The organism is Psychrobacter cryohalolentis K5 (assembly GCF_000013905.1).
In the GTDB taxonomy this organism is placed as follows: Bacteria; Pseudomonadota; Gammaproteobacteria; order Pseudomonadales; family Moraxellaceae; genus Psychrobacter; species Psychrobacter cryohalolentis.
In genome coordinates, this window is sequence record NC_007969.1 from 907786 (window position 1) to 927885 (window position 20100).

Sequence of the window (20100 nt, forward strand, 5' to 3'; positions counted from 1 at the left end):
ACTTATCATCTAATGGATGGTTTTAGCACGGGCTAAATATCGATTTAGATAGTAGTTTAACTAACAGTTTAAATAACGACACCATATTGCTGGCACATCGCTTGTAAGCCACCAGAGTAACCTTGACCAACGGCGCGGAATTTCCATTCTGCATTGTGGCGATAGACTTCTCCAAATACCATTGCTGTCTCAACAGAGTAGTCTTCTGCTAAATCAAAACGGACCACTTCAGCACCCGTTTCTTCATTCACAACGCGAATGAAGGCATTAGCAACTTGACCGAAGTTTTGGCTACGAGCCGCTGCATCATGAATAGTGACTGTAACAACGATTTTATCGACATCGGCAGGTACTTGCGTTAGGTTGACTTTGACCACTTCGTCATCACCGTCGCCTTCGCCTGTACGGTTATCACCAGTATGCTCTACTGCACCATTGTCAGACTTGAGTTGGTTATAAAAGATAAAGTCATGGTCGCCGCGTACTTTGCCAGCGGCATTTAATAAGAATACGCTTGCATCAAGATCGAATTCGGCACCAGAGGTTGCACGCTCATCCCAACCAAGACCAATAAGCAGCTTAGTTAAGTTTGGATCCGTTTTGGTTAGCGATAAATTACCGCCTTTATTTAGAGATAATGCCATGGAATGGTCCTTGTTATTTATTGGAGTAGGGTGGACTGCACGTTTACAACGGTAAAAGTAATAACTATTTTGAGACCGTCAGTTCAAAATAGTGCTGTGTCGCTTTTGAATTAGATACGCTATACCAGCGATAATGGGATTCAATAAAGATAAAACGATCGCTAGTAGCTCTCTATCATACCAACAAAAAATGACCCAATCAAAGCTGATTGGGTCATTGTTATGTTTTATAGCAAGTTAGGCGTCAAAGCTAAGATTTAGTGTTTGTTATAGACTCTGACGATGACGAATCTCAAAGCTTTGATGAATCGGTTTTTTGATATCAAAATCAAAACCAATGGTTTTTTGGGTAATGTCGATGATGTCATAACGCTCAGTCAGCTGTTCATCCAACTCAAAACGGGTAAAGTTATTAGAGAAGTATAAGATGCCATCTGCCGTTAAGCGGTTCATCGCGCGGTTGATTAGTGCAGCATGGTCACGCTGGACATCAAAGGTACCTTGAAACTTTTTAGAGTTTGAAAAGGTTGGCGGATCAATAAAGATAATATCGAATTGTTCCGTATTGTCTTTGATCCACTCAAAAATATCGGCAGCAACGAATTGATATTTATTACTACTGACATTCAAGCCATTTAAAGCAAAGTTTTGTTTGCCCCAATCCAGATAGTTCTGTGATAAGTCAACGCTGGTGACTTTTTTAGCGCCCGCCAATGCCGCATGCACACTCGCCGTACAAGTATAAGCGAATAAGTTCAATACCGATTTATTACGACTGTTGTCTTTGATACGCGCACGCATATTGCGATGGTCAATAAATAGACCCGTATCGAGATAATCGGTGAAATTGACATAAAGATAAGCACCATCTTCGCGGGCAATATAAAATTTGCCACGCTTTTCGGTATTGCCTTGTTTGCTATATTGATCATTACCGGATTGACGAGCACGGGTTTTAATAAAGATTTGTTCGCGGTTAATACCGAATACTTCACGAATACCCATTAATGCCAAATTAAAGCGTTTTTTGGCGGTTTCTGGTGGAATGGTCTTCGGCGGCGCGTACTCTTGTACATGAGCATAGTCGCCATATAAGTCGATTGCCACTTTGAAATCAGGCAGGTCAGCATTGTAGACACGGATATTACTCACGTTGTCTTTTTTAGCCAATTTCTTTAGTCGGGTCAGGTTTTTTTGCAAACGATTGATAAAATCTTGACCGTCTTCAACTTCAATTTCACGTTTCTCAAAACGGCTAACGAGATTCCCTGTCTGACCAGCAATTAAGGTGCCATAGCGGAAATACACGGTAATGGCACCATTATGACACCGTAACGTTTTTGGTTCTCTAATCGGCAAAATATCGACTTGCTCAACATGCGACGCCAATATACCAAGCATCGGATCAATACCACTACCGGCAAAGCTGTCTTGTAAGATAAGCCCAATCGATTGATACAACGGCTTAATCATTTCTTCATCGCCCAGACGCTCACCATAAGGTGGGTTGGTGATAATCAAAGGATTGCTCAAACGACCGTCAGCAACCAAAGGTTTTAAGAGCGTGCTTAGCTGATCAAGGGCGCGCGTTTCGATATCGAGTAGCGGTAACAGGTCTTGTAAACCAGCAGCAATCAGATTCTTTTCTGTGGCAATGATAGCGCCATTATCGGCATCAAATCCAAAGATAAGCGGTAATGTATCTGGCTGCTCATTAGCAATCTCTAATGCTGCACGGAAACGGGTCTGTGCATCATCAATCATTTCTTGCCATAGTGCCGCGTCATGATGCTGCCACTCGTAAAAACCAAACTGATTGGCGGCTTTATCGATACCGACAGCATAATCGCAGTGCATGAGGAGCGCTTCAATAATAAAGGTACCAGAACCACACATAGGATCGATTAAGGCATTATAAAAAGGCGTATCACCTGCTTCGTTTTTCTTATGCCAGCCCGCGCTATAAAGTAGCGCCGCTGCTAAGTTTTCTTTTAGTGGTGCTTCTGTCATCGCAACGCGATAGCCACGGCGATGCAAGCTAGTACCTGACAAATCTAGATATAACTCAGCTTGCTTATCATTGACGGTCGCAAAAACAGAAAAGTCTGGGTTTTTACTATCGACGTTAGGGCGGCTCTCATAAACTTCGTTAAAGGTATCCGCAATCGCATCTTTAATACGTAGCATGGCAAACTGTTGACTGACAGCCACACGTTTATCAACAGAAAGACGAATCGCAAAGGTTTGCTCTAGGCTAAATTGCTCTGTCCAATTGACCGATTTCGCCAAACCATACAGCTGCTCAGCCACATCATATTCGGCATTGATATTTTTGCGTTTAATCAGCATTAATACGCGCGATGCCACGCGCGACCAAAGACAGATCTTATATAAATCACGCAAGGTACCCGTAACAGCAAGGCGACCGGTACTCTTTATCTCACTTGCAATACCAAAACTGGTCAGCTCAGTCTGTAGCGGTGCTTCTAACCCATCGGCGCAGGTGATGATAAGGTCAAGCGACAATACCTGTGAAGATGCTTGTGAAGATGGTTGCGAAGACGCTGTGGATGAGGCGAGCGCGGTTGTTTCGGTCATACGGATACCTGTGGGCTAAATTGATAAATAGTGCACATCATAAAATAAGATGTTTAACCGCTAATTTTACCATAATTCTATAGCGGATGGTTTAAAGCGCTGATGTTTAAGAAAGCGATGATTAAAAGATGTCTATCTGAAAGAACTTTTTATGGCATATAAATGCTAAATAAGTTGCAAGGATATTAATGCTGGTCTTTGTTCAGCGCTAATGACTCTGAAACAGTTTGCGCGGTCGTTGCCAATGGCTTGGGTTTGGTCACAATCGGATAGACGTCTTCTCTTGGCATAAGTAGGCGCATATGAGGATAAGGGGTCGAGATATCAGCGGCATCAAAAGCGCGTTTGATATTCTCTCGTAAATCTTCTTTGATTTTGGGCATACGAGCAACTGCCGCTGGTTTGACCCAAAAGCGGACAATAAAATATACGCCATACTCGCCAATCTCTGCCACAGTCGCAGAAGACTCAGGTCGGTTGAGGACCGCCTCACTATCAGACAGTACCTGTAAAATCTCATCACGTGCTTTATCAATATCATCTTCAAAAGCAATACGCATCTGAATATCAAAGCGGATAAAGTTTTTGGAGGTCAGGTTGGTAACGACGGAGGAGGCCACATTCGAATTGGGTATGATAACCGTAATATTATCACGAGTTAAGACATGGGTCGTACGTAAGGCAATCACCACCACGCGCCCTTCATTGTCATTGATATTGACCCAGTCACCAACTTGAAAGGATTGCTCAAGCAAAATAGTAATACCTGCGATAAAATTGGCAAGCGTTGACTGCGCGGCAAAGCCGACTGCCAAACCAGCAATACCCAGACCTGCTACTAAAGAGACGATATCAAAGCCAAACTGTGCCATGACGCTGGCAAGCCCTAATACCAGCAATAATACGGATAAGATATTTTTAAGCAGCTGCTCAATAGAAGCGTTTAAACCATAGTGTTGTAGGATTTTATGGACAATTTGTCCAGATGATGTCCATAGCACGTAATATATCCCTGCCCATGTACTGGCTTTGGCAGTGGCTTTAATGGTATCTGGCTCAAAATTCAGCTGACTCATAATAGCAATGACACTGGTTACAGCCCATATATAACGCAAGATTGAGCGGGCAATTTTAGCGCGGCGCTCATTCAGACGAATGCGTGCTTTGCTTTTTTTTAGTATATAAATAGCAAGCCAATACATAAACCCCGATATCGCAAGCAGTATTAGAATTTTGATGCCAGTGCTCACCAGTTCTACTGATTTAGATGACCAATCTAAGGTGCCTTCCTCGATAGAGCCGCCAATGGCAAGGAAAAGGCTAGTATGTAGATCGCGAGCAATCTCTTGAAAAAATTCAGTAATACTAGCGATTGCCATTATCTTATCCATGAAAGGTGTGGTTCTAAAAAATATTACTCTGTACTAATAGGATTTTAACCGTATCATTATAAATAAAACCGCTTTTACCAAATACTGCTTTAACCATATAAAGTAGCTTACGTCCTGACGGCAAATCCAGTTTAGGTCTTCTTAAGTCATCGCCAGTAGTTCTACTCCATTACTTTTAAAACAGAGCATTTAACAGTTGATTAAGAATTGTTTTGATGAATATCAAGCGACTGATACGGTATTTCCATCAAATCCTGAACATCATGCAAGGCGGTACGCAAGCCTTCTAGGATAGTAGGATGGTAAAAAGGTGTATCAAGCATGTCTTTAATACTCAAGTCATTAGTAATCGCCATTGCTAAGATATGCCCGATGTATTCTGCATCTGGACCAACCATACTTGCACCCAAGATTCTGTCTGTTTTTTTGCAGCCATAAATATGCAATAGACCACAGTTAACACCCATGACGCGGCTACGACCTTGATTGTCGAAGCTGACTTTCCCAATCACATGCTCCAGTGTTGGATCTTCTTGAATTTCTGGCAAAGACATACCAACATTGACGATTTGCGGTGAACTAAAGACGATAGAAAACGGCGTCGCAGGTGGACGAATATAAGCGTCTTTTTTGTTATCGCAGACCATACTGCCAGCGCTAAAACCTTCATCGCTTGCTACATGCAGCAAGGGAATATTAGCATTGGCATCGCCAACGATATAAACGTCTAAATCACCGATTTTACCAGTTTTTTTATCCAGCTGTTGTGGGCGATTTTTTTCATCAAGCTCAACGCCTAGGTTTTCAACACCCAATGCCTCTATATTATTACGTCGACCAGTCGCGACCAGTACATAGTCACCTTGCCATTGTTGCACTTCGCCAGCACTGTCTTCATAATCAATAAAGGCAACAGTGCTATTTTTATTTATGCTTTTATCGCTATTTTCATCTGATCTTTGACCGACATCAGTAATTTTGCTGCCCAAGTGCATGGTCAGCTCACGACTTAAGCAATCAATAGCTTTGTTATTGATGTCTTCGTCTTGTAGACCAGCAACGCGTTTGGCGCGATTAAATACCGTTACCTTGACACCCAATCGTGTGAAAGCTTGGGCAAGTTCTAAACCTATAGCACCTGCGCCAATCACAGCCATAGATTTTGGTAAGTCGGCTAACTCAAAGACAGCATCTGAGGTCAGCATAGTATCACCAAGCTTATCTTCCCAGCCATCTGGAATAAAGGTCGAGCTGCCAGTGGCGACAATGATTTTATCTGCTTTGATCAATTCATCATTGACTTCAATCAAGCCTTGCTTATTAATATAAGCCCGTCCCGCTATCTTACTATCCTCAGGCCAGCTATCGACTTGTTTTTCGATGTAGCTGGCAAAATGATCACGCTCAGCGCGCACCCGTTCCATCACCTGTTTGCCATCTATGCGAGCAGTGGCATGTACGCCAAACTCAGCAGAATGATTGGTATCATGAGCGCGGTCAGCGGCTGCAATGAGTAGCTTGCTTGGCATGCAACCTACCGCAATACAAGTCGTTGTCCAAAAGCCATCATTGATAATAATGACATCTTCTAAGAACTTTTTTGCTTGACGAAAAGCATTTTGACCAGCAGTCCCAGCACCAATGACTGCAACAGATACTTTGCGAGTCACGTTTTGATGAATGTTATGATCAAAGGGAGCAGAAGAATCAGAGGCGGTATCAGGCTGTTTATTCATAGTATTCTCAAATAAAAATAGTTTTAAGGTTTATCGTAAGCTAGATTAGAAGACTAAGGTGCAAGTGTAGTTAATAAACGCTCAGTATAATCCTTTGCTTTAAGGTTACGCTGTGCATGAGTGAGCGTACCATTTTTATCAAAGACAAACGCCGAACGTACAAGACCTAGAGTAATATTGCCATACATGTTCTTTTCTTTAATCACATCAAAATAGTGGCAGAGTTTTTCATCGGCATCACTAATAAGTGGAATATGTAGATTATATTTGCTAATAAAGCTTTCGTGTGATTCAACGCTATCACGTGAGACGCCAATAATGTCATAACCTAAATCATCAAATTCGTTAAGATGGGCGGTAAACTCAGTTGCTTGTGTGGTACAGCCAGGTGTATTGTCTTTTGGGTAAAAATAAAGGATAAGTCCCTTGCTGGTGTTGGCGACCAGCTCTTTTAGGCTAATATCATCATGAATAAAATGACCATCTAGCTCACGTACGATAGTGACTGGAAAATCAGGTAGAGTAATGGTTTCTGTGGTTGGCTTTGCCATCATAAAATCCTTATTTATTTTGATTGCGGTTATATTATTATTGGTCATCCCATTATAGGCAGATTCATAGAAATAAATCCTCGATTTTACACATCACTTATGGATGAGCAACAAAAAAGACTGGCAATGGCCAGTCTTTTATATATCTAAAAATTTAAAGATTAAGCAGGTTTTTGTGGCTGCTTTAAGTCCAAACCGACGGTACATTGTTGCAAATCTTTTTGCATTTTTTTCACATACGAGAGGCTTGATGGGTCTTTTTTACTTTGCGCATAGCTCTCAATCTCCCACATCTGACCAATGGTCATATTACTACGGACACCGATCGTGCAATCACAAAGCTTGGTTGCGGTGCTCTTGTCAGCTACTTTATATTTGACTGCGCCGTTGACGCAAGTATTGATATTATTCTGCTTAATATCAACAGCGTTCGCTTGTGGCATGGCAAATAGTGCAGCAAGAGCTAGGGGTAGTACTGGCAAAAATTTCATAAATATCCTTTTACATGTGACTGCGATAACTTGAATTTTTTATAAATGAATTAGATTTTGTACAAATGATAAAATATTACTTCTAATAAAACGTTGCTACTTTGATGAGCATTTATATCTTGTGGTAGATAAAGTGGCTCATACCATAGCAATGATTGTATTTAAAATACAACGGCAGCGTGCTGTGTTAATGCAAGCGAATGTTTCGCCAATGTTTAATTGCCTTTATTTTAAGACCGTTTATTCATGTTCTAAGGCGAAACTTCTAAAATCACGACTGATAATGGGTAGGGTCGGCAACGCCTGCCTGAGCGAACCCTTGACGACGCAGCGCGCAGCTATCACAAACGCCGCAGGCAAGACCATTGGCATCTGCTTGATAACAAGAAATGGTTTGTCCGTAATCAACCCCTAGCGATAGACCCAGCTCGATGGTTTTGGCTTTCGATAATTGTTGTAGCGGGGTTTGAATCGATAAATGATGACCGGTAACGCCCGCTTTGGTAGCAAGATTTGCCATATGTTGGAAAGCGGCAATATACTCAGGACGGCAATCAGGATATCCTGAATAATCGACTGAACTGACACCAATGACGATATGGTTTGAATCAGTGACTTCAGCGACTGCCAAGGCATAAGATAAGAAAATGGTATTGCGCGCTGGCACATAAGTGTTTGGAATCGCGTCGTTATCAATCTCATCACGCTTTTTGTCTGGGAATTTATCCGTATCACCATCAGGCACAATCATACTGTGATCCGTTAGTGATGAGCCACCCAGTTGGGCGATATCGATATCAATAATTCTGTGATTAACGCCTGCAGTTTCAGCGATTGCTTTGGCAGCGACCAGCTCACTATTATGACGTTGACCATAATCAAAGCTGACTGCAGTTACTGACGCATAACGGGCCTTTGCCCAATATAGACACGTCACTGAATCAAGCCCACCTGATAGCAGTACGACCGCATTTTGGCTTTTATGCAGCTCATTTAATTGGGTATCGTTTTCTTGATCAGCAGAAGAGGTTGGCAGAGCAGTATTTGTCATAATGGCATCTATTATTGGTTAGCGAAAAACGCCTATTTTAGCAAAAATTCTACCATTACAGAACCTTGAAAGCAGCATTAAAACATCATGCAAGTAATAGGATAAAGTTTAGGAAATCGATAATTAGTAGCTTTAGATAAGCAGTCGCATTTAAGACGATAATTTAATGTCATCTTTTCAATCTGTTAGCAAATTTTGTTATAATCGCTGCTGTTTTAAATCATGTTTGAAGCGTTGCCTTATGAAGCATCATTGTTAGCCATACGCAGATAGCTTTTATTGCAGCCTTTTGAATAAATCGATTGATTATCTCTTTTGAAGTAACGCCATTCTTGTCAAGATATTGAGTAACTTATGACTGCAGCAACCTTATTTACACCATCAATCACGCCTCAGTTTGACAAGGCTTCTATCGATATTGACGTGAATCATCATGATAAAACAACTGATATCGAACAGATGTTATATGATGATGTCGATGACAGAAATGATGATTTTATGGATGAGCAAGCAGATAACATATTGGCTGATACTCAATCACTGACCGAGTCGGTTCACTTTCGGAAATTGCAAAAGAAGCTTCGTCGACAAGTATCATGGGCGATTCGCGACTTTAATATGATTGAAGATGGCGATGTGGTGATGGTCTGCGTATCAGGCGGTAAAGACAGCTATACGTTGCTCGATATCTTGCTGCTATTAAAACGTATCGCCCCGATTCATTTTGATATCGTTGCCGTCAATCTTGACCAAAAGCAGCCCGGCTATCCAGAAGAGGTGTTGCCCGCCTATCTAAACGAGCAGGGCATCGCTCATTATATTCTGGAAAAAGACACTTATAGTATTGTCAAAAGCGTGGTGCCAGAAGGGAAAACCTATTGCTCGGCGTGTTCACGTCTGCGTCGAGGCTCACTCTATGGTTTCGCCAAACAAATCGGTGCGACCAAGATTGCGCTTGGGCACCATCGCGATGATATGTTGGCGACTTTCTTTTTAAACTTATTTCATGGTGGCGCGTTGAAATCGATGCCGCCCAAATTGCTCAGTGATGACAAGCAAAACATGCTCATCCGTCCACTGGCTTATGTGGAAGAAAAAGACATCATTGAATATTCGAACCTAAAAGAATTCCCGATTATTCCGTGTAATCTCTGTGGCAGCCAGACCAATCTGCAACGGGCCATTATTAATGACATGCTACGAGAATGGGACGATGCTCATCCTCAGCGCCTAGCGTCTATTTTTAAAGCGATGCAAAATGTTGCGCCCTCGCAATTGGCAGATAGAGAGCTGTTTGATTTTGAGACATTAAGTCTGGATCGTGACGATAACGAGCGTTTATTTGAAGGCGATAATATTCAAGCGGGGCAAATAGAGAGTCTGGCTGAGATTGGTTTGCCAGTATCACCAGAAACGCAGATATTCAATCCAGACTTTGCTAATGCAGAAAAGGGCAGCCGTGCACCGAAAAAAATTCCAACGATTAATCCAGTGATTTAATGACTTGATGCTGTCTACGTTCTTCAAATAAAAAAACCAGCTCATGATAGATTCATGGCTGGTTTTTTTATTTTAATCATATTTTAAACAGTTTAGCTTTCGCCAAATACCGGTAGAGGATCAAAGCTAACCTCTGATCGTGGTAACTTGGCAACATCTTGCATGCGCCAATCGTCTTTACCCTTATGACTTACTTGTAAATAATATTTTGCTTTAAGAGGATCGATATCTACTTGGGCGCTATATTTATTGCCTTCTAGATGCTTTAACACCGCATCACGGTCTTTTTTGATGTCAGTGGCATGAGATATAGACAAATCCAGTGTTTCAGGATAGCTAAGTGGACTGCCATTAATCAGTTTGCCCGACTGTAAACTTTGCTCAGGATAATTCAGATAAAACACAACATCGCCATTATCTGCAAATTGCATTTGTCCATGCAAGTCTAAATCATAGGTCAACTTGTCACGTGACACATCATGATAAAGGGTTTTACCATCCATATACCAGTCGTCGCGTACCACGCTATCACGAATCTGATAAGAGTAATAAACAAACCAGATGCAAGCAATGACGACAAAAGCTGGCATACCAATGACAAAGATAACCACCATATAGTTTTTATACCATGGCTGGCTGTCTTGATGCTTAAAATTTGGGGCTGGACTGGACATAACATACCTATTAATCAGATATCTAGTAACCGTATCAACGGATAAAGCTGACAGCCAAAAGCTGCCAAGGTAAGGTAACTCAATCACCAGTGAGCTATCAAGCGGTAACTCACTGGTAGGTATCATTTAACAATGAATATTAATACTTACTGACCTTGAGTGGTGAAAACATTCTGCTTACTAACATGATATTTGCCGTCTTCACTACTGACATTCAAAGTCACGGGTGTTTGACCAAATTCAATCACATCAGGGTCGCCATAGATACTAACTGGCATATCAAAGCTTTCACCAGCATCTAACGGCACATCGTTAAAGCGAATCTCCAAGCTCAAACCCTCTTGCGGTGCGAGCGTTATTTTATAAGTATGGGCATCTTGGGTTTTATTGGTCAACTTAACGATATAACTGTTTTCAATCATGCCTTGCTGATTCAATGAAGACAACTGATTGCGGTCACGCCGTATATCAATCTCTAATGGCACACGGTCATTCAAAGCGTATAAAACACCGCCACAAAGTATCGTGAGAAGTGTTAAGTAAGCGAAGAAACGAGGGCGAAAGACACGGCTCTTCTCTTTTTCAGCCAATTGACGCTCTGTGGTATAACGGATAAGTCCGCGTGGATAGCCCACTTTATCCATTATCTCATTACAAGCATCCACACAGGCGGCGCATTGAATACAAGCTACTTGTAATCCATCACGAATATCAATCCCAGTAGGGCAGACCTGTACACACATCTGACACTCGATACAGTCACCTAAATTCTCAGGGTTGGTGCCTTTTTTGCGAGCACCGCGAGGCTCGCCGCGCTCATAATCATAAGAAACGATTAACGTATCTTTATCAAACATCACACTTTGAAAACGACCATAAGGGCAGATTTGGATACACATCTGCTCGCGCATATAACCTGCATTGACGTAGGTCGAAAACGCAAAGATAAATACTGATACCCAAATCCACGTCGCCCAATCAGGGAAGGGGATAAAACCAATCATCTGCCAGCTATTGTATAGAGCATCTGTACCCGATACATAACTTACAAAGGTCGTGGCAGTAATCATGGAAAACACAAACCAGATAAAATATATCAAGAAGCGTTTAAACACCTTGGTTGCGCTCATTGGTTCTTTATCAAACTTAATGCGCTTATTGCGATCGCCAATCACCCATTTTTCTACATATTGAAATAAATGCGTCCAAATGGTCTGGGGACAAGCATAGCCACACCAAACTCGCCCTGCATAGACTGTTACCATAAATAAGGCGAAGGCTGCAATGATAGCAAAGGCGGCAATAAAATAAAAATCCTGCGTCAAAAATGTCATGCCAAAAATATAATAATGCTGCGATGGCACATCAAACCAAATAGCTTGTCGTCCGTTATAGCGCAACCACGGCAACAGCAAAAACGCCGCTAAAAGTGCATACATCGTAATAACACGAATGTTTTGATAGAAACCAGTCACAAATCGTGGATGGACACGATGCTTGGTGGCATCAAGATCTACTTGCTGTACAGGGATTTTATTAGATTGTGGTGCTGACATAAACGTGCCTCTTTAAAAAAAGAATCAGTCTGCTGGCATGGGTAACAAACATCTATTATAAAAATAAGATAGGTGGATGTGCGGTGTTATCAATGTCAGTAAGTAGAGAGATAAAAATTAAAATGCGTTTAATTCGTCTACCAAATGAGGGATGGTCAATAATTGGCAAAAAAGCTGAAATGGCTCTGTCACCAATGTCTTATGGTCTAATATTTTAACATTCTCCCTACTATAAATGGGGTGAAAGTGTTAAAAAGCAATATCTATATGAGGGCTATTACGCTACAAATAGTAGTACTGCTAAAAGCCATAATTGATGACAAAGCTTAAATATTTTTAATAAAAAAGAGAGGACTGTAATGACAGACCTCCCTTTATCTAAATCTACTCGTCAATGAGATAGCTGCTAACCAAGTAACTATAGTTAAAATTAACCGTATTAGTTAACCGTCTTCTCTGTACTTACCACTTGTTTTGGCATTGCAGCAGCAACAGAAGTTGCCTTAGCAGCAGGTTGAACAGTTCTATCTGATAATGAATATACGTAGGCAGCAAGCAACATAATACGTTCATTACCTAGCTTGGTTTCCCACTCAGGCATCACACCTGCACGACCATAACGTAATGTTTCTCGAATAGTCTCGCGATCGCCACCATATAACCAGATATTATCTGTTAAGTTTGGCGCACCTGCTGAAATCATACCTTTACCCTCTGGACCATGACAAAGCACACAGTTGGTAGGTTCTTTAAAGATAGCTTCACCTTGAGCAACTTGGGCTTTATCAAGCTCGTAACCGGGTTGGTTACCAGATAGTGACAGCACATATTCAGAAACAGCACGAATACCATCTTCACCAAGTTGATCACGCCATGCAGCCATGCCACCGACTCGACCATTATGTAACGTCGTTAAGATGTTTGACGCTTCGCCGCCATATAACCAATCATTATCGGTTAGATTTGGATAACCTGTAGCACCTTTGGCGTTTGAGCCATGACAGACCGCACAGTTCTGTAAGAACAAGCGACTACCGACTTTTAACGCATTCGGGTTTTCAGATAGCTTTTCTACATAAGGTGACAGTTCGGCAATTTTTTCATCAATTTGAGCTTGCAGATCTGCAGGCGGCTTTTCACTACGACGCATAGTCGCTTGCATCTCAGACAAGCTGGCTAGGGTCTTAGTAGCACCGCTGGCATCTGCTTTTGCCAAAATGTTTTTCTCAAAGTTATCTGTAAATACTTTGTTGTTACTCTCAAGCTCACTGTAAAGCTCGTTTTTAGAGGTCCATGGCAAAGTTTTGCCATCGACTTCTACGGTTGTGATGCCTTCCCATTTTGAGGGGAAAATACCTGGAAAGAACACCCAGTAAGCAACACCCCAAATGATTGATCCAAAAAATATCACTAGCCACCATTTAGGCAGCGCTTTATCATATTCTCGAATACCGTCGTATTCATGCCCTGTGGTACCATCGTCTTCTACTTCTGGTTTGAATTTTAAGACCATTAGTAAAATACCGAGGATAAACGCCCAGCACATGATACTTAGTATAGTTATCCAAGAACTCCAAAAGAATGTCATCATTTATCCTTATCGCGCTGCTCGTCAGACAGAGATTTGATATCCTCGTCATCAAGCGCAAGTTGTGCATCTTCTTCGAAGCGTTTTTTGTTTTTTGGCGAATACGCCCACCATGCAACACCTACGAAGGCAATAAAGGCAGAAACGGTCGCAATTGTTTGTAATTCACCAATACCCATTAGCGCTGTCCTTCCATTGCGGTACCTAACTGCTGGAGGTAGGCAACCAAAGCATCAAGCTCAGTAGCACCAAGCACAGCATCTGGAGCGCCTTCAATATCTTCTTCAGTATAAGGCACACCGAAGCGATCACGGAAGAGACGCATTTTGGCTTGAACATTAGAACCATTCACTTCATTGGTCGCAAGCCATGGGAAACCGGGCATGACTGATTCAGGCACTAATGAACGTGGGTCAATCAGATGTTGTCTTTGCCAATCTTCAGAATAACGGCCGCCCACACGTGCTAAATCGGGACCAGTACGTTTTGAGCCCCAAAGAAAAGGGTGATCCCACGTTGATTCGGCAGCACGTGAGTATGGTCCATAACGCTCAACTTCAGCACGTAATGGACGTACCATTTGGGTATGGCAGACATGACAACCTTCACGAATGTAGATGTCACGACCTTCAAATTCAAGCGCAGTCCAAGGCTCCATAGAAGGGAGAGGAGTGTTCACACCACCTTCTTCAGCACCTCTATAATCGTATATCAGCGGTACAATCTCAACGAGCGTTGCAAAGCTAATAGCAATAACGATACCGATGACCAACAAGCCTGTATTTTTTTCAATAATTTCATGCGGTGTACCAGCCATGATCGCTCCTTATACTTTAGCTGTCGAGATTTGATCGACACTAGGTTCATGATCAGTCGGATCAGCAATGTCTACTGGCTTACCTTCTGGCATCTTGATTGTTCTATAGACATTATATGCCATTACAAACATACCAGATACATACAGAAGACCACCAAACGCACGACCAATATATGGGAAATGCGAGAACTCAACGGTATCAACAAAGCTGTATACCAAAGTACCATCAGGGTTGGTCGCAAGCCACATCATGCCTTGGCCAATACCTGAAATCCACATAGAGACGATATAGAAAATGGTACCTGCTGTTGCTAGCCAGAAATGCGTTGTGATCAAGCTGATAGAATACATTTTTGGCTTGTTATAAATACGTGGTAACAGTACATATAGCGAACCAATGGTAATCATACCAACCCAGCCAAGCGCACCTGAGTGTACATGACCAACTGTCCAATCCGTATTATGCGATAGCGCATTGACAGTCTTAATAGACATCATTGGACCTTCAAACGTCGACATGGCATAGAATGACAAAGCGACAATCATAAAGCGAATGATCGGATCGGTACGCAGTTTATCCCAACTACCTGAAAGCGTTAGTACACCGTTAATCATACCACCCCAAGATGGAGCAAATAGAATAATAGAGAATACCATTGCTAATGACTGCGTCCAATCTGGAAGTGCTGAATAATGCAAATGGTGACCACCAGCCCACATGTATGAAGCAATCAATGCCCAAAAGTGAACGATAGACAAACGGTAAGAATAAATTGGGCGACCAATCTGTACTGGCACGAAATAATACATCATGCCTAAGAAAGCAGCCGTCAAATAGAAGCCTACCGCATTATGCCCATACCACCACTGCACCATGGCATCGGTTGCACCGCCAAATAGCGAGTAAGACTTAAATGCACTAACAGGAATCGCCATGCTATTTACAATATGCAGTAGCGCAATCGTAATAATAAAGGCAGCAAAGAACCAGTTAGCCACATAGATATGTGACGTTTTACGCTTAATTAGCGTACCGAAGAAGACAATGGCATATGAAATCCATACCAATGCGATAAGGATATCAATCGGCCACTCAAGCTCAGCGTATTCTTTAGTCGAGGTTAAACCTAATGGTAAGGTAATAACAGCCGCTACGATAACCGTCTGCCAACCCCAAAAGGTAAACCAAGCTAAGTAAGGCGCAAATAATCTTGTCTTACAAGTACGCTGAACGATGTAATAAGACGTTGCGAACAAGGCTGAGCCACCGAACGCAAAAATAACCGCATTGGTGTGCAGTGGTCTTAAACGACTAAAAGTCAGCCATGGAATGTCAAAATTGAGTGCTGGCCATGCTAACTGAGAAGCAATGAACACACCAATACTCATGCCGACGATGCCCCATACCACGGCCATAACCGTAAAGAATCTTACGATAGTAATTTCATATTCACGGTCAATGGGGGCGAGTGCTGTGTTTTGTAAACTCATTGGATGATTCCTTTACAGCCCGAATTATCAACAGAATTAACTAACATGCCATGTCATCTAGATCATGATAAAGATCATAACCAAACAATGGCTTTGGTAAAGGCTGTTTTCACTCGTCTTATCAGGCTGACGGTATTAACTATCAAGCTAAGCATGGCCTAGATATCAGTGATTGCTGATGGGTAGAGAGCAGTACGAAAGCGGACTGCCCGCGAAGCTGATTGATAGTAGGATTGTTAATATATTGTCAGGTTTAATAAGAAAATGTGCCGTTCTCGAGCATCAAACATCTATTGAGGCTGAGTATTTATCTTAATTGTCACTGCTAAAAGCCGTACAAACCAAGATAGATACTGATGTTCAACCGGTGATAAGAAGGTATCGACCGTCAATGTATGCTAGCGATAGCTGACAAAAAAACATATTTACGTAATGTTTAGTTAAAACTCCCGACTCTGTTTAAGGGTATTGTAACGCAAACCTAATCAAATATCATCAGAACTATGCGCCAAAATACAAACTCTTTAGTAAAATCTTAGCAAGCAATTTATCACTGCTATGCTATCCACTTATTTTATACCCAATTTCATGACTATTCTATAGATGAAAAAAGATAGTATTCACAAGTTTGTACGGACAAACTATGAACAAGGTTTTGTAACAATTTTATTATTTGTTCTACAAATAAGTTTTACTTATTGTAAAGTCGCGTCTTATAATGCCACTGAGCAGCATCCATAATAAAGTGCTTATTATATAAAATAGTCACCTTGTAGTAGTAAGTTTTTTGGCATTTAACTGACTGTTAGGTTGGAGCACGAAAGGTGCTGACCTAGCACCGATTAACAACAATAGGTATTAAGGATAATAATATGGCAGTTTTTTTGACAGATGAATGGTTTGAGCAAGTTGAGCAAATGGGTCAAGAAGCAGGTGAGCTTAATTTGCCGCCCGCACTTGCGAATATGATCGTCAATCTAAAAGTATCTGATAGCGATCAAGACATCGAAGCCAACTTTGCAAATGGTCTATTACATCGCGGCTTAAACGATGGAGCGACCACCACGTTATTACTTGATCGTAGTATCCTACAATCCATCATCACTGATTTCGATACCAATGAAATCATGGGCGCCTTTATGGGTGGTAAGATTCGTGTCGAAGGCGATATGTCACAGTTGATGGCAGTACAGACGGCTCGTCCAAGTGCTGAGCAAAAAGCGCTTTATAGCAATATTAAGTCAATGACTACAATGGCTTAGAGTCATTATTAATTTAATCGTATTTAGACAAATAAAAAGCCCCTAAAATCAATTAGGGGCTTTTTATTTGTCTAAAATAATCTAAATCTGACTAGCTGGCTTTCGATTGTGCTACTTGCTGATTTTCTTTATAAATAGCCGCTTGTAGCCATACGTTTGCTTGTACGTAATCATGAACGTTAATAGAGGCAGTATCAGGTGTTTTTAGCGCACCAATACGCATCACAAACGGATCAGCATCTTGTTCGCGCAGTACCACCACATCAAACAGAATAATCGTTTTACCATTAAATAGGGTTTCTTGCTTGCCAAGTACTTGACCTTGACACCACGCTTCATCTTCTTGACCTAACGTATCGCCAAACAAATAAGCACACATATGACCCAGATTGATCTCAACCGGCGCCATTTGTTCTTTGGTTTCTGGTTGCCATGCTTTGATTTGTTCTTGTAGGTCATCCGGCATCTTTCCATCGTTTGCCGCAACGATATCATTAAAAGCGCGGTGATAGCGTATCGCTTCTTGGTCTTCTACTTTGATGACTTCATTTTGTTCACTGATTTTGATCTCATGTGCCCAGGCGCTAAAATTCACAAAATAGGTGGTATCACGTTGATACAGATGGCGATTCGCAGTATATAGCTGATCAAAAGCATAGATGATGCTGCCATCAGTGGTACGTAAGCGTAATACGGCATCGTGTGAATTGTCATTGACAATCATACGCTCGATTTTACAGCTCAATCCATATGGGCTGTCGACACAAGGATAGGCATTGATAAAGCATTCAGGCTTGCCATTCTTCATTGCCAGTACTTGATTGATATGACAAGGTTGGTTCTCAGATAGCAATAAACAGCTGTCTTTGGCACTGACATCGGTATTAAGGCCTTTAGGCATCGCTGCTTTTTCAATCATCTGTTGTAACCATTCAGGTACATCATGACTCATGTCATCAGTCAGAATACGCCAATGGTCACCGTGACCAGCTGATTGCTCATCAGTTAAGGTGATTTTGGTAGGAGATTGGATGTTTTTATATTGATAATTAATGGTCATGAAAATACTCAAACTTAAGTCAGCCATGAGGTTTGGGTCTGAAACTGTGATCGCTGAGTACCATGTGCCACTTAAAAAGAGGGGTTTATGATGGTCAGCAATGCCGTCAGTAAAGAGGCAACAAACAACAATGAGGGGTTAATGACAATTGTCTTTAGCATACAATATATAGGTATAGACACAGAGAATAGCAAGTCTGTTATAAAAAATAATCATAAAACCGCATTTTTTATTATAAAATCTGGACAGTTTTCGGTAATGACTGGCACCTGTTAGCCAAATTGTGTCAAACTAGCTCCCTTTTGACAGCCACATTTGGCTTGTCTTACACCCTGTTTTTGTGTTCGATTGATATGTTTTTGTGGCAGCTGCAAAAGTATGATGCAATTGCCGCTATTTGTTTTGTAACCTACATAAAGTCGCACGTAGATAAGATAAAGAGTTTGAATATGTTTCGTCCTTTAGCGTTATTTATCGGCTTACGGTACACCCGAGCAGAACGTAGTAATGGTTTTATCTCTTTTATATCGCTGATCTCAATGATTGGTCTGACGCTTGGCGTGGCGGTATTGATTACCGTACTGTCGGTCATGAATGGCTTCGATCGTGAGCTAAAAACGCGTATTTTGGGTATGGTACCGCAAGCGACTGTCACATCAACTGAGATTATCGGTGATTGGAAACAAGTCGCGGACAAGATTAAAGAAGATCCAGAAGTGGTTGCAGTTGCGCCTTTTATCCAGTTGCAAGGTATGTTGACCTCGAATGGTCAGGTAGCTGGCATCATGGTGACAGGTGTTGATCCTGAGTATGAGAAAAACGTTTCTATCATCAATGAGCATATGGTGGAAGGCAATATTGATACGCTAAAGAATGGCGAGTTCGGTATTGTGCTTGGTGAAGGTATGGTGCAATCACTAGGACTGCAATTGGGTGACAAAGTCACTCTCGTGCTGCCAGAAGCATCGCCATCACCTGCTGGCGTGATACCACGCTTTAAACGCTTTACCTTGACCGGTATATTTTCTATCAGTCCAGAAGTAGACAGTCTCATGGCATTCATTCCAATGGGCGATGCGGCAAAATTACTGCGTTTACCAGAGGGCGCCCAAGGTATCCGTATGAAGCTTCATGATATCTTTACAGCGCCAATGGCAGCACAAAAAGCGGCTGCGATTGCGCCAGAGCAATTATATCCTAGTGATTGGACCCAGACGCATGGCAATCTATTTGGTGCTATCCAAATGGAAAAAGCCATGGTTGGCTTGCTACTGTTCTTAATCATCCTCGTGGCAGCTTTTAATATTGTTTCAAGTTTAGTGATGCTAGTCACAGATAAAAAGGCTGACATTGCTATCTTAAAAACTTTTGGCGCCTCACCGCGTCTGATTACCCAAGTCTTTATGGTACAAGGTGTGGTGATTGGTTTTATTGGTACCATTGCAGGTACGATATTGGGCGTGATATTTGCATTAACGGTCAGTGATATTTTGGGCTTTATTAATAATAGCTTTGGTCTAAATTTATTTGATGCCTATTTTGTGAACTATCTACCATCGCAGCTGCGTTTGGCGGATGTGGTATTGATTACCAGTGCGTCATTTATATTGAGCTTTTTGGCGACCATTTATCCAGCACGCCGAGCGGCTAAAATTCAGCCTGCACAAACGCTGCGTTACGAGTAATTTAT

General features: G+C 41.7%; 17 protein-coding genes. 3 read left to right on the top strand and 14 right to left on the bottom strand.

The features are described 5' to 3' along the window. Positions 1 to 68: 68 nt before the first annotated feature. The 7 genes from PCRYO_RS04005 to queC all read right to left on the bottom strand — a co-directional run bounded on the left by PCRYO_RS04005 (position 69) and on the right by queC (position 8462). The gene (locus tag PCRYO_RS04005) at positions 69 to 644 is read right to left on the bottom strand and encodes a TerD family protein (protein ID WP_011513118.1); all 576 of its coding nucleotides are present in this window, start codon (positions 642 to 644) and stop codon (positions 69 to 71) included. Between the two features lie 267 nt (positions 645 to 911). Beyond that, positions 912 to 3242 carry a bifunctional 23S rRNA (guanine(2069)-N(7))-methyltransferase RlmK/23S rRNA (guanine(2445)-N(2))-methyltransferase RlmL gene (rlmKL, locus tag PCRYO_RS04010; protein WP_011513119.1) on the bottom strand — a complete coding sequence of 777 codons (2331 nt, stop codon included), beginning with the start codon at positions 3240 to 3242 and terminating at the stop codon, positions 912 to 914. A 185-nt stretch (positions 3243 to 3427) separates the two neighbouring features. Further along, a complete protein-coding gene (locus PCRYO_RS04015; protein ID WP_226939330.1) occupies positions 3428 to 4621 on the bottom strand; it encodes a mechanosensitive ion channel family protein in 1194 nt (397 codons plus the stop codon). Positions 4622 to 4833: 212 nt separating this feature from the next. Then, the gene (locus tag PCRYO_RS04020; protein WP_011513121.1) at positions 4834 to 6369 is read right to left on the bottom strand and encodes a dihydrolipoyl dehydrogenase; all 1536 of its coding nucleotides are present in this window, start codon (positions 6367 to 6369) and stop codon (positions 4834 to 4836) included. A 53-nt stretch (positions 6370 to 6422) separates the two neighbouring features. Continuing rightward, positions 6423 to 6920 (bottom strand): peroxiredoxin, encoded by a 498-nt coding sequence (locus tag PCRYO_RS04025; RefSeq protein ID WP_192941345.1) that lies wholly within the window; start codon positions 6918 to 6920, stop codon positions 6423 to 6425. Between the two features lie 161 nt (positions 6921 to 7081). Then, on the bottom strand, positions 7082 to 7411 hold the full coding sequence (locus PCRYO_RS04030; protein WP_011513123.1) for a hypothetical protein: 330 nt from the start codon (positions 7409 to 7411) through the stop codon (positions 7082 to 7084). A gap of 271 nt (positions 7412 to 7682) precedes the next feature. Beyond that, positions 7683 to 8462 carry a 7-cyano-7-deazaguanine synthase QueC gene (gene queC / locus PCRYO_RS04035; protein ID WP_011513124.1) on the bottom strand — a complete coding sequence of 260 codons (780 nt, stop codon included), beginning with the start codon at positions 8460 to 8462 and terminating at the stop codon, positions 7683 to 7685. A 354-nt stretch (positions 8463 to 8816) separates the two neighbouring features. Here queC and ttcA point away from each other — a divergent pair, with 354 nt between their 5' ends. Then, positions 8817 to 9962, top strand: coding sequence for a tRNA 2-thiocytidine(32) synthetase TtcA (ttcA, locus tag PCRYO_RS04040; protein WP_011513125.1), 1146 nt, complete (start codon positions 8817 to 8819; stop codon positions 9960 to 9962). A gap of 92 nt (positions 9963 to 10054) precedes the next feature. Here ttcA and PCRYO_RS04045 read toward each other — a convergent pair whose 3' ends face one another. From PCRYO_RS04045 to ccoN, 6 genes are all read right to left on the bottom strand, one after another. Then, positions 10055 to 10636: a FixH family protein gene (locus tag PCRYO_RS04045; RefSeq protein ID WP_011513126.1), complete on the bottom strand. Its 582-nt coding sequence runs from the start codon at positions 10634 to 10636 to the stop codon at positions 10055 to 10057. Between the two features lie 146 nt (positions 10637 to 10782). Further along, positions 10783 to 12192 carry a cytochrome c oxidase accessory protein CcoG gene (ccoG, locus tag PCRYO_RS04050; protein WP_011513127.1) on the bottom strand — a complete coding sequence of 470 codons (1410 nt, stop codon included), beginning with the start codon at positions 12190 to 12192 and terminating at the stop codon, positions 10783 to 10785. Between the two features lie 439 nt (positions 12193 to 12631). Then, the gene (gene ccoP / locus PCRYO_RS04055; RefSeq protein ID WP_011513128.1) at positions 12632 to 13780 is read right to left on the bottom strand and encodes a cytochrome-c oxidase, cbb3-type subunit III; all 1149 of its coding nucleotides are present in this window, start codon (positions 13778 to 13780) and stop codon (positions 12632 to 12634) included. Then, positions 13780 to 13959, bottom strand: coding sequence for a CcoQ/FixQ family Cbb3-type cytochrome c oxidase assembly chaperone (locus tag PCRYO_RS04060; RefSeq protein WP_011513129.1), 180 nt, complete (start codon positions 13957 to 13959; stop codon positions 13780 to 13782). The genes ccoP and PCRYO_RS04060 overlap by 1 nt, the downstream gene beginning before the upstream one ends. Further along, on the bottom strand, positions 13959 to 14597 hold the full coding sequence (gene ccoO, locus PCRYO_RS04065) for a cytochrome-c oxidase, cbb3-type subunit II (protein WP_011513130.1): 639 nt from the start codon (positions 14595 to 14597) through the stop codon (positions 13959 to 13961). Before ccoO ends, PCRYO_RS04060 begins: the two co-directional genes overlap by 1 nt. A gap of 9 nt (positions 14598 to 14606) precedes the next feature. Next, positions 14607 to 16088, bottom strand: a complete 1482-nt coding sequence (ccoN, locus tag PCRYO_RS04070) for a cytochrome-c oxidase, cbb3-type subunit I (RefSeq protein WP_011513131.1) — start codon at positions 16086 to 16088, stop codon at positions 14607 to 14609. A gap of 872 nt (positions 16089 to 16960) precedes the next feature. On the opposite strand from ccoN, the gene PCRYO_RS04075 reads away from it, so the two are divergent. Beyond that, positions 16961 to 17350, top strand: coding sequence for a hypothetical protein (locus PCRYO_RS04075; RefSeq protein ID WP_011513132.1), 390 nt, complete (start codon positions 16961 to 16963; stop codon positions 17348 to 17350). 91 nt (positions 17351 to 17441) lie between these two features. On the opposite strand, the gene PCRYO_RS04080 is transcribed toward PCRYO_RS04075, so the two are convergent. After that, a complete protein-coding gene (locus tag PCRYO_RS04080) occupies positions 17442 to 18410 on the bottom strand; it encodes a hypothetical protein (RefSeq protein WP_020443070.1) in 969 nt (322 codons plus the stop codon). A 449-nt stretch (positions 18411 to 18859) separates the two neighbouring features. Between PCRYO_RS04080 and PCRYO_RS04090 the strand changes: the two genes are divergently transcribed. Continuing rightward, positions 18860 to 20095: a lipoprotein-releasing ABC transporter permease subunit gene (locus tag PCRYO_RS04090; protein ID WP_011513134.1), complete on the top strand. Its 1236-nt coding sequence runs from the start codon at positions 18860 to 18862 to the stop codon at positions 20093 to 20095. Positions 20096 to 20100: the final 5 nt, after the last annotated feature.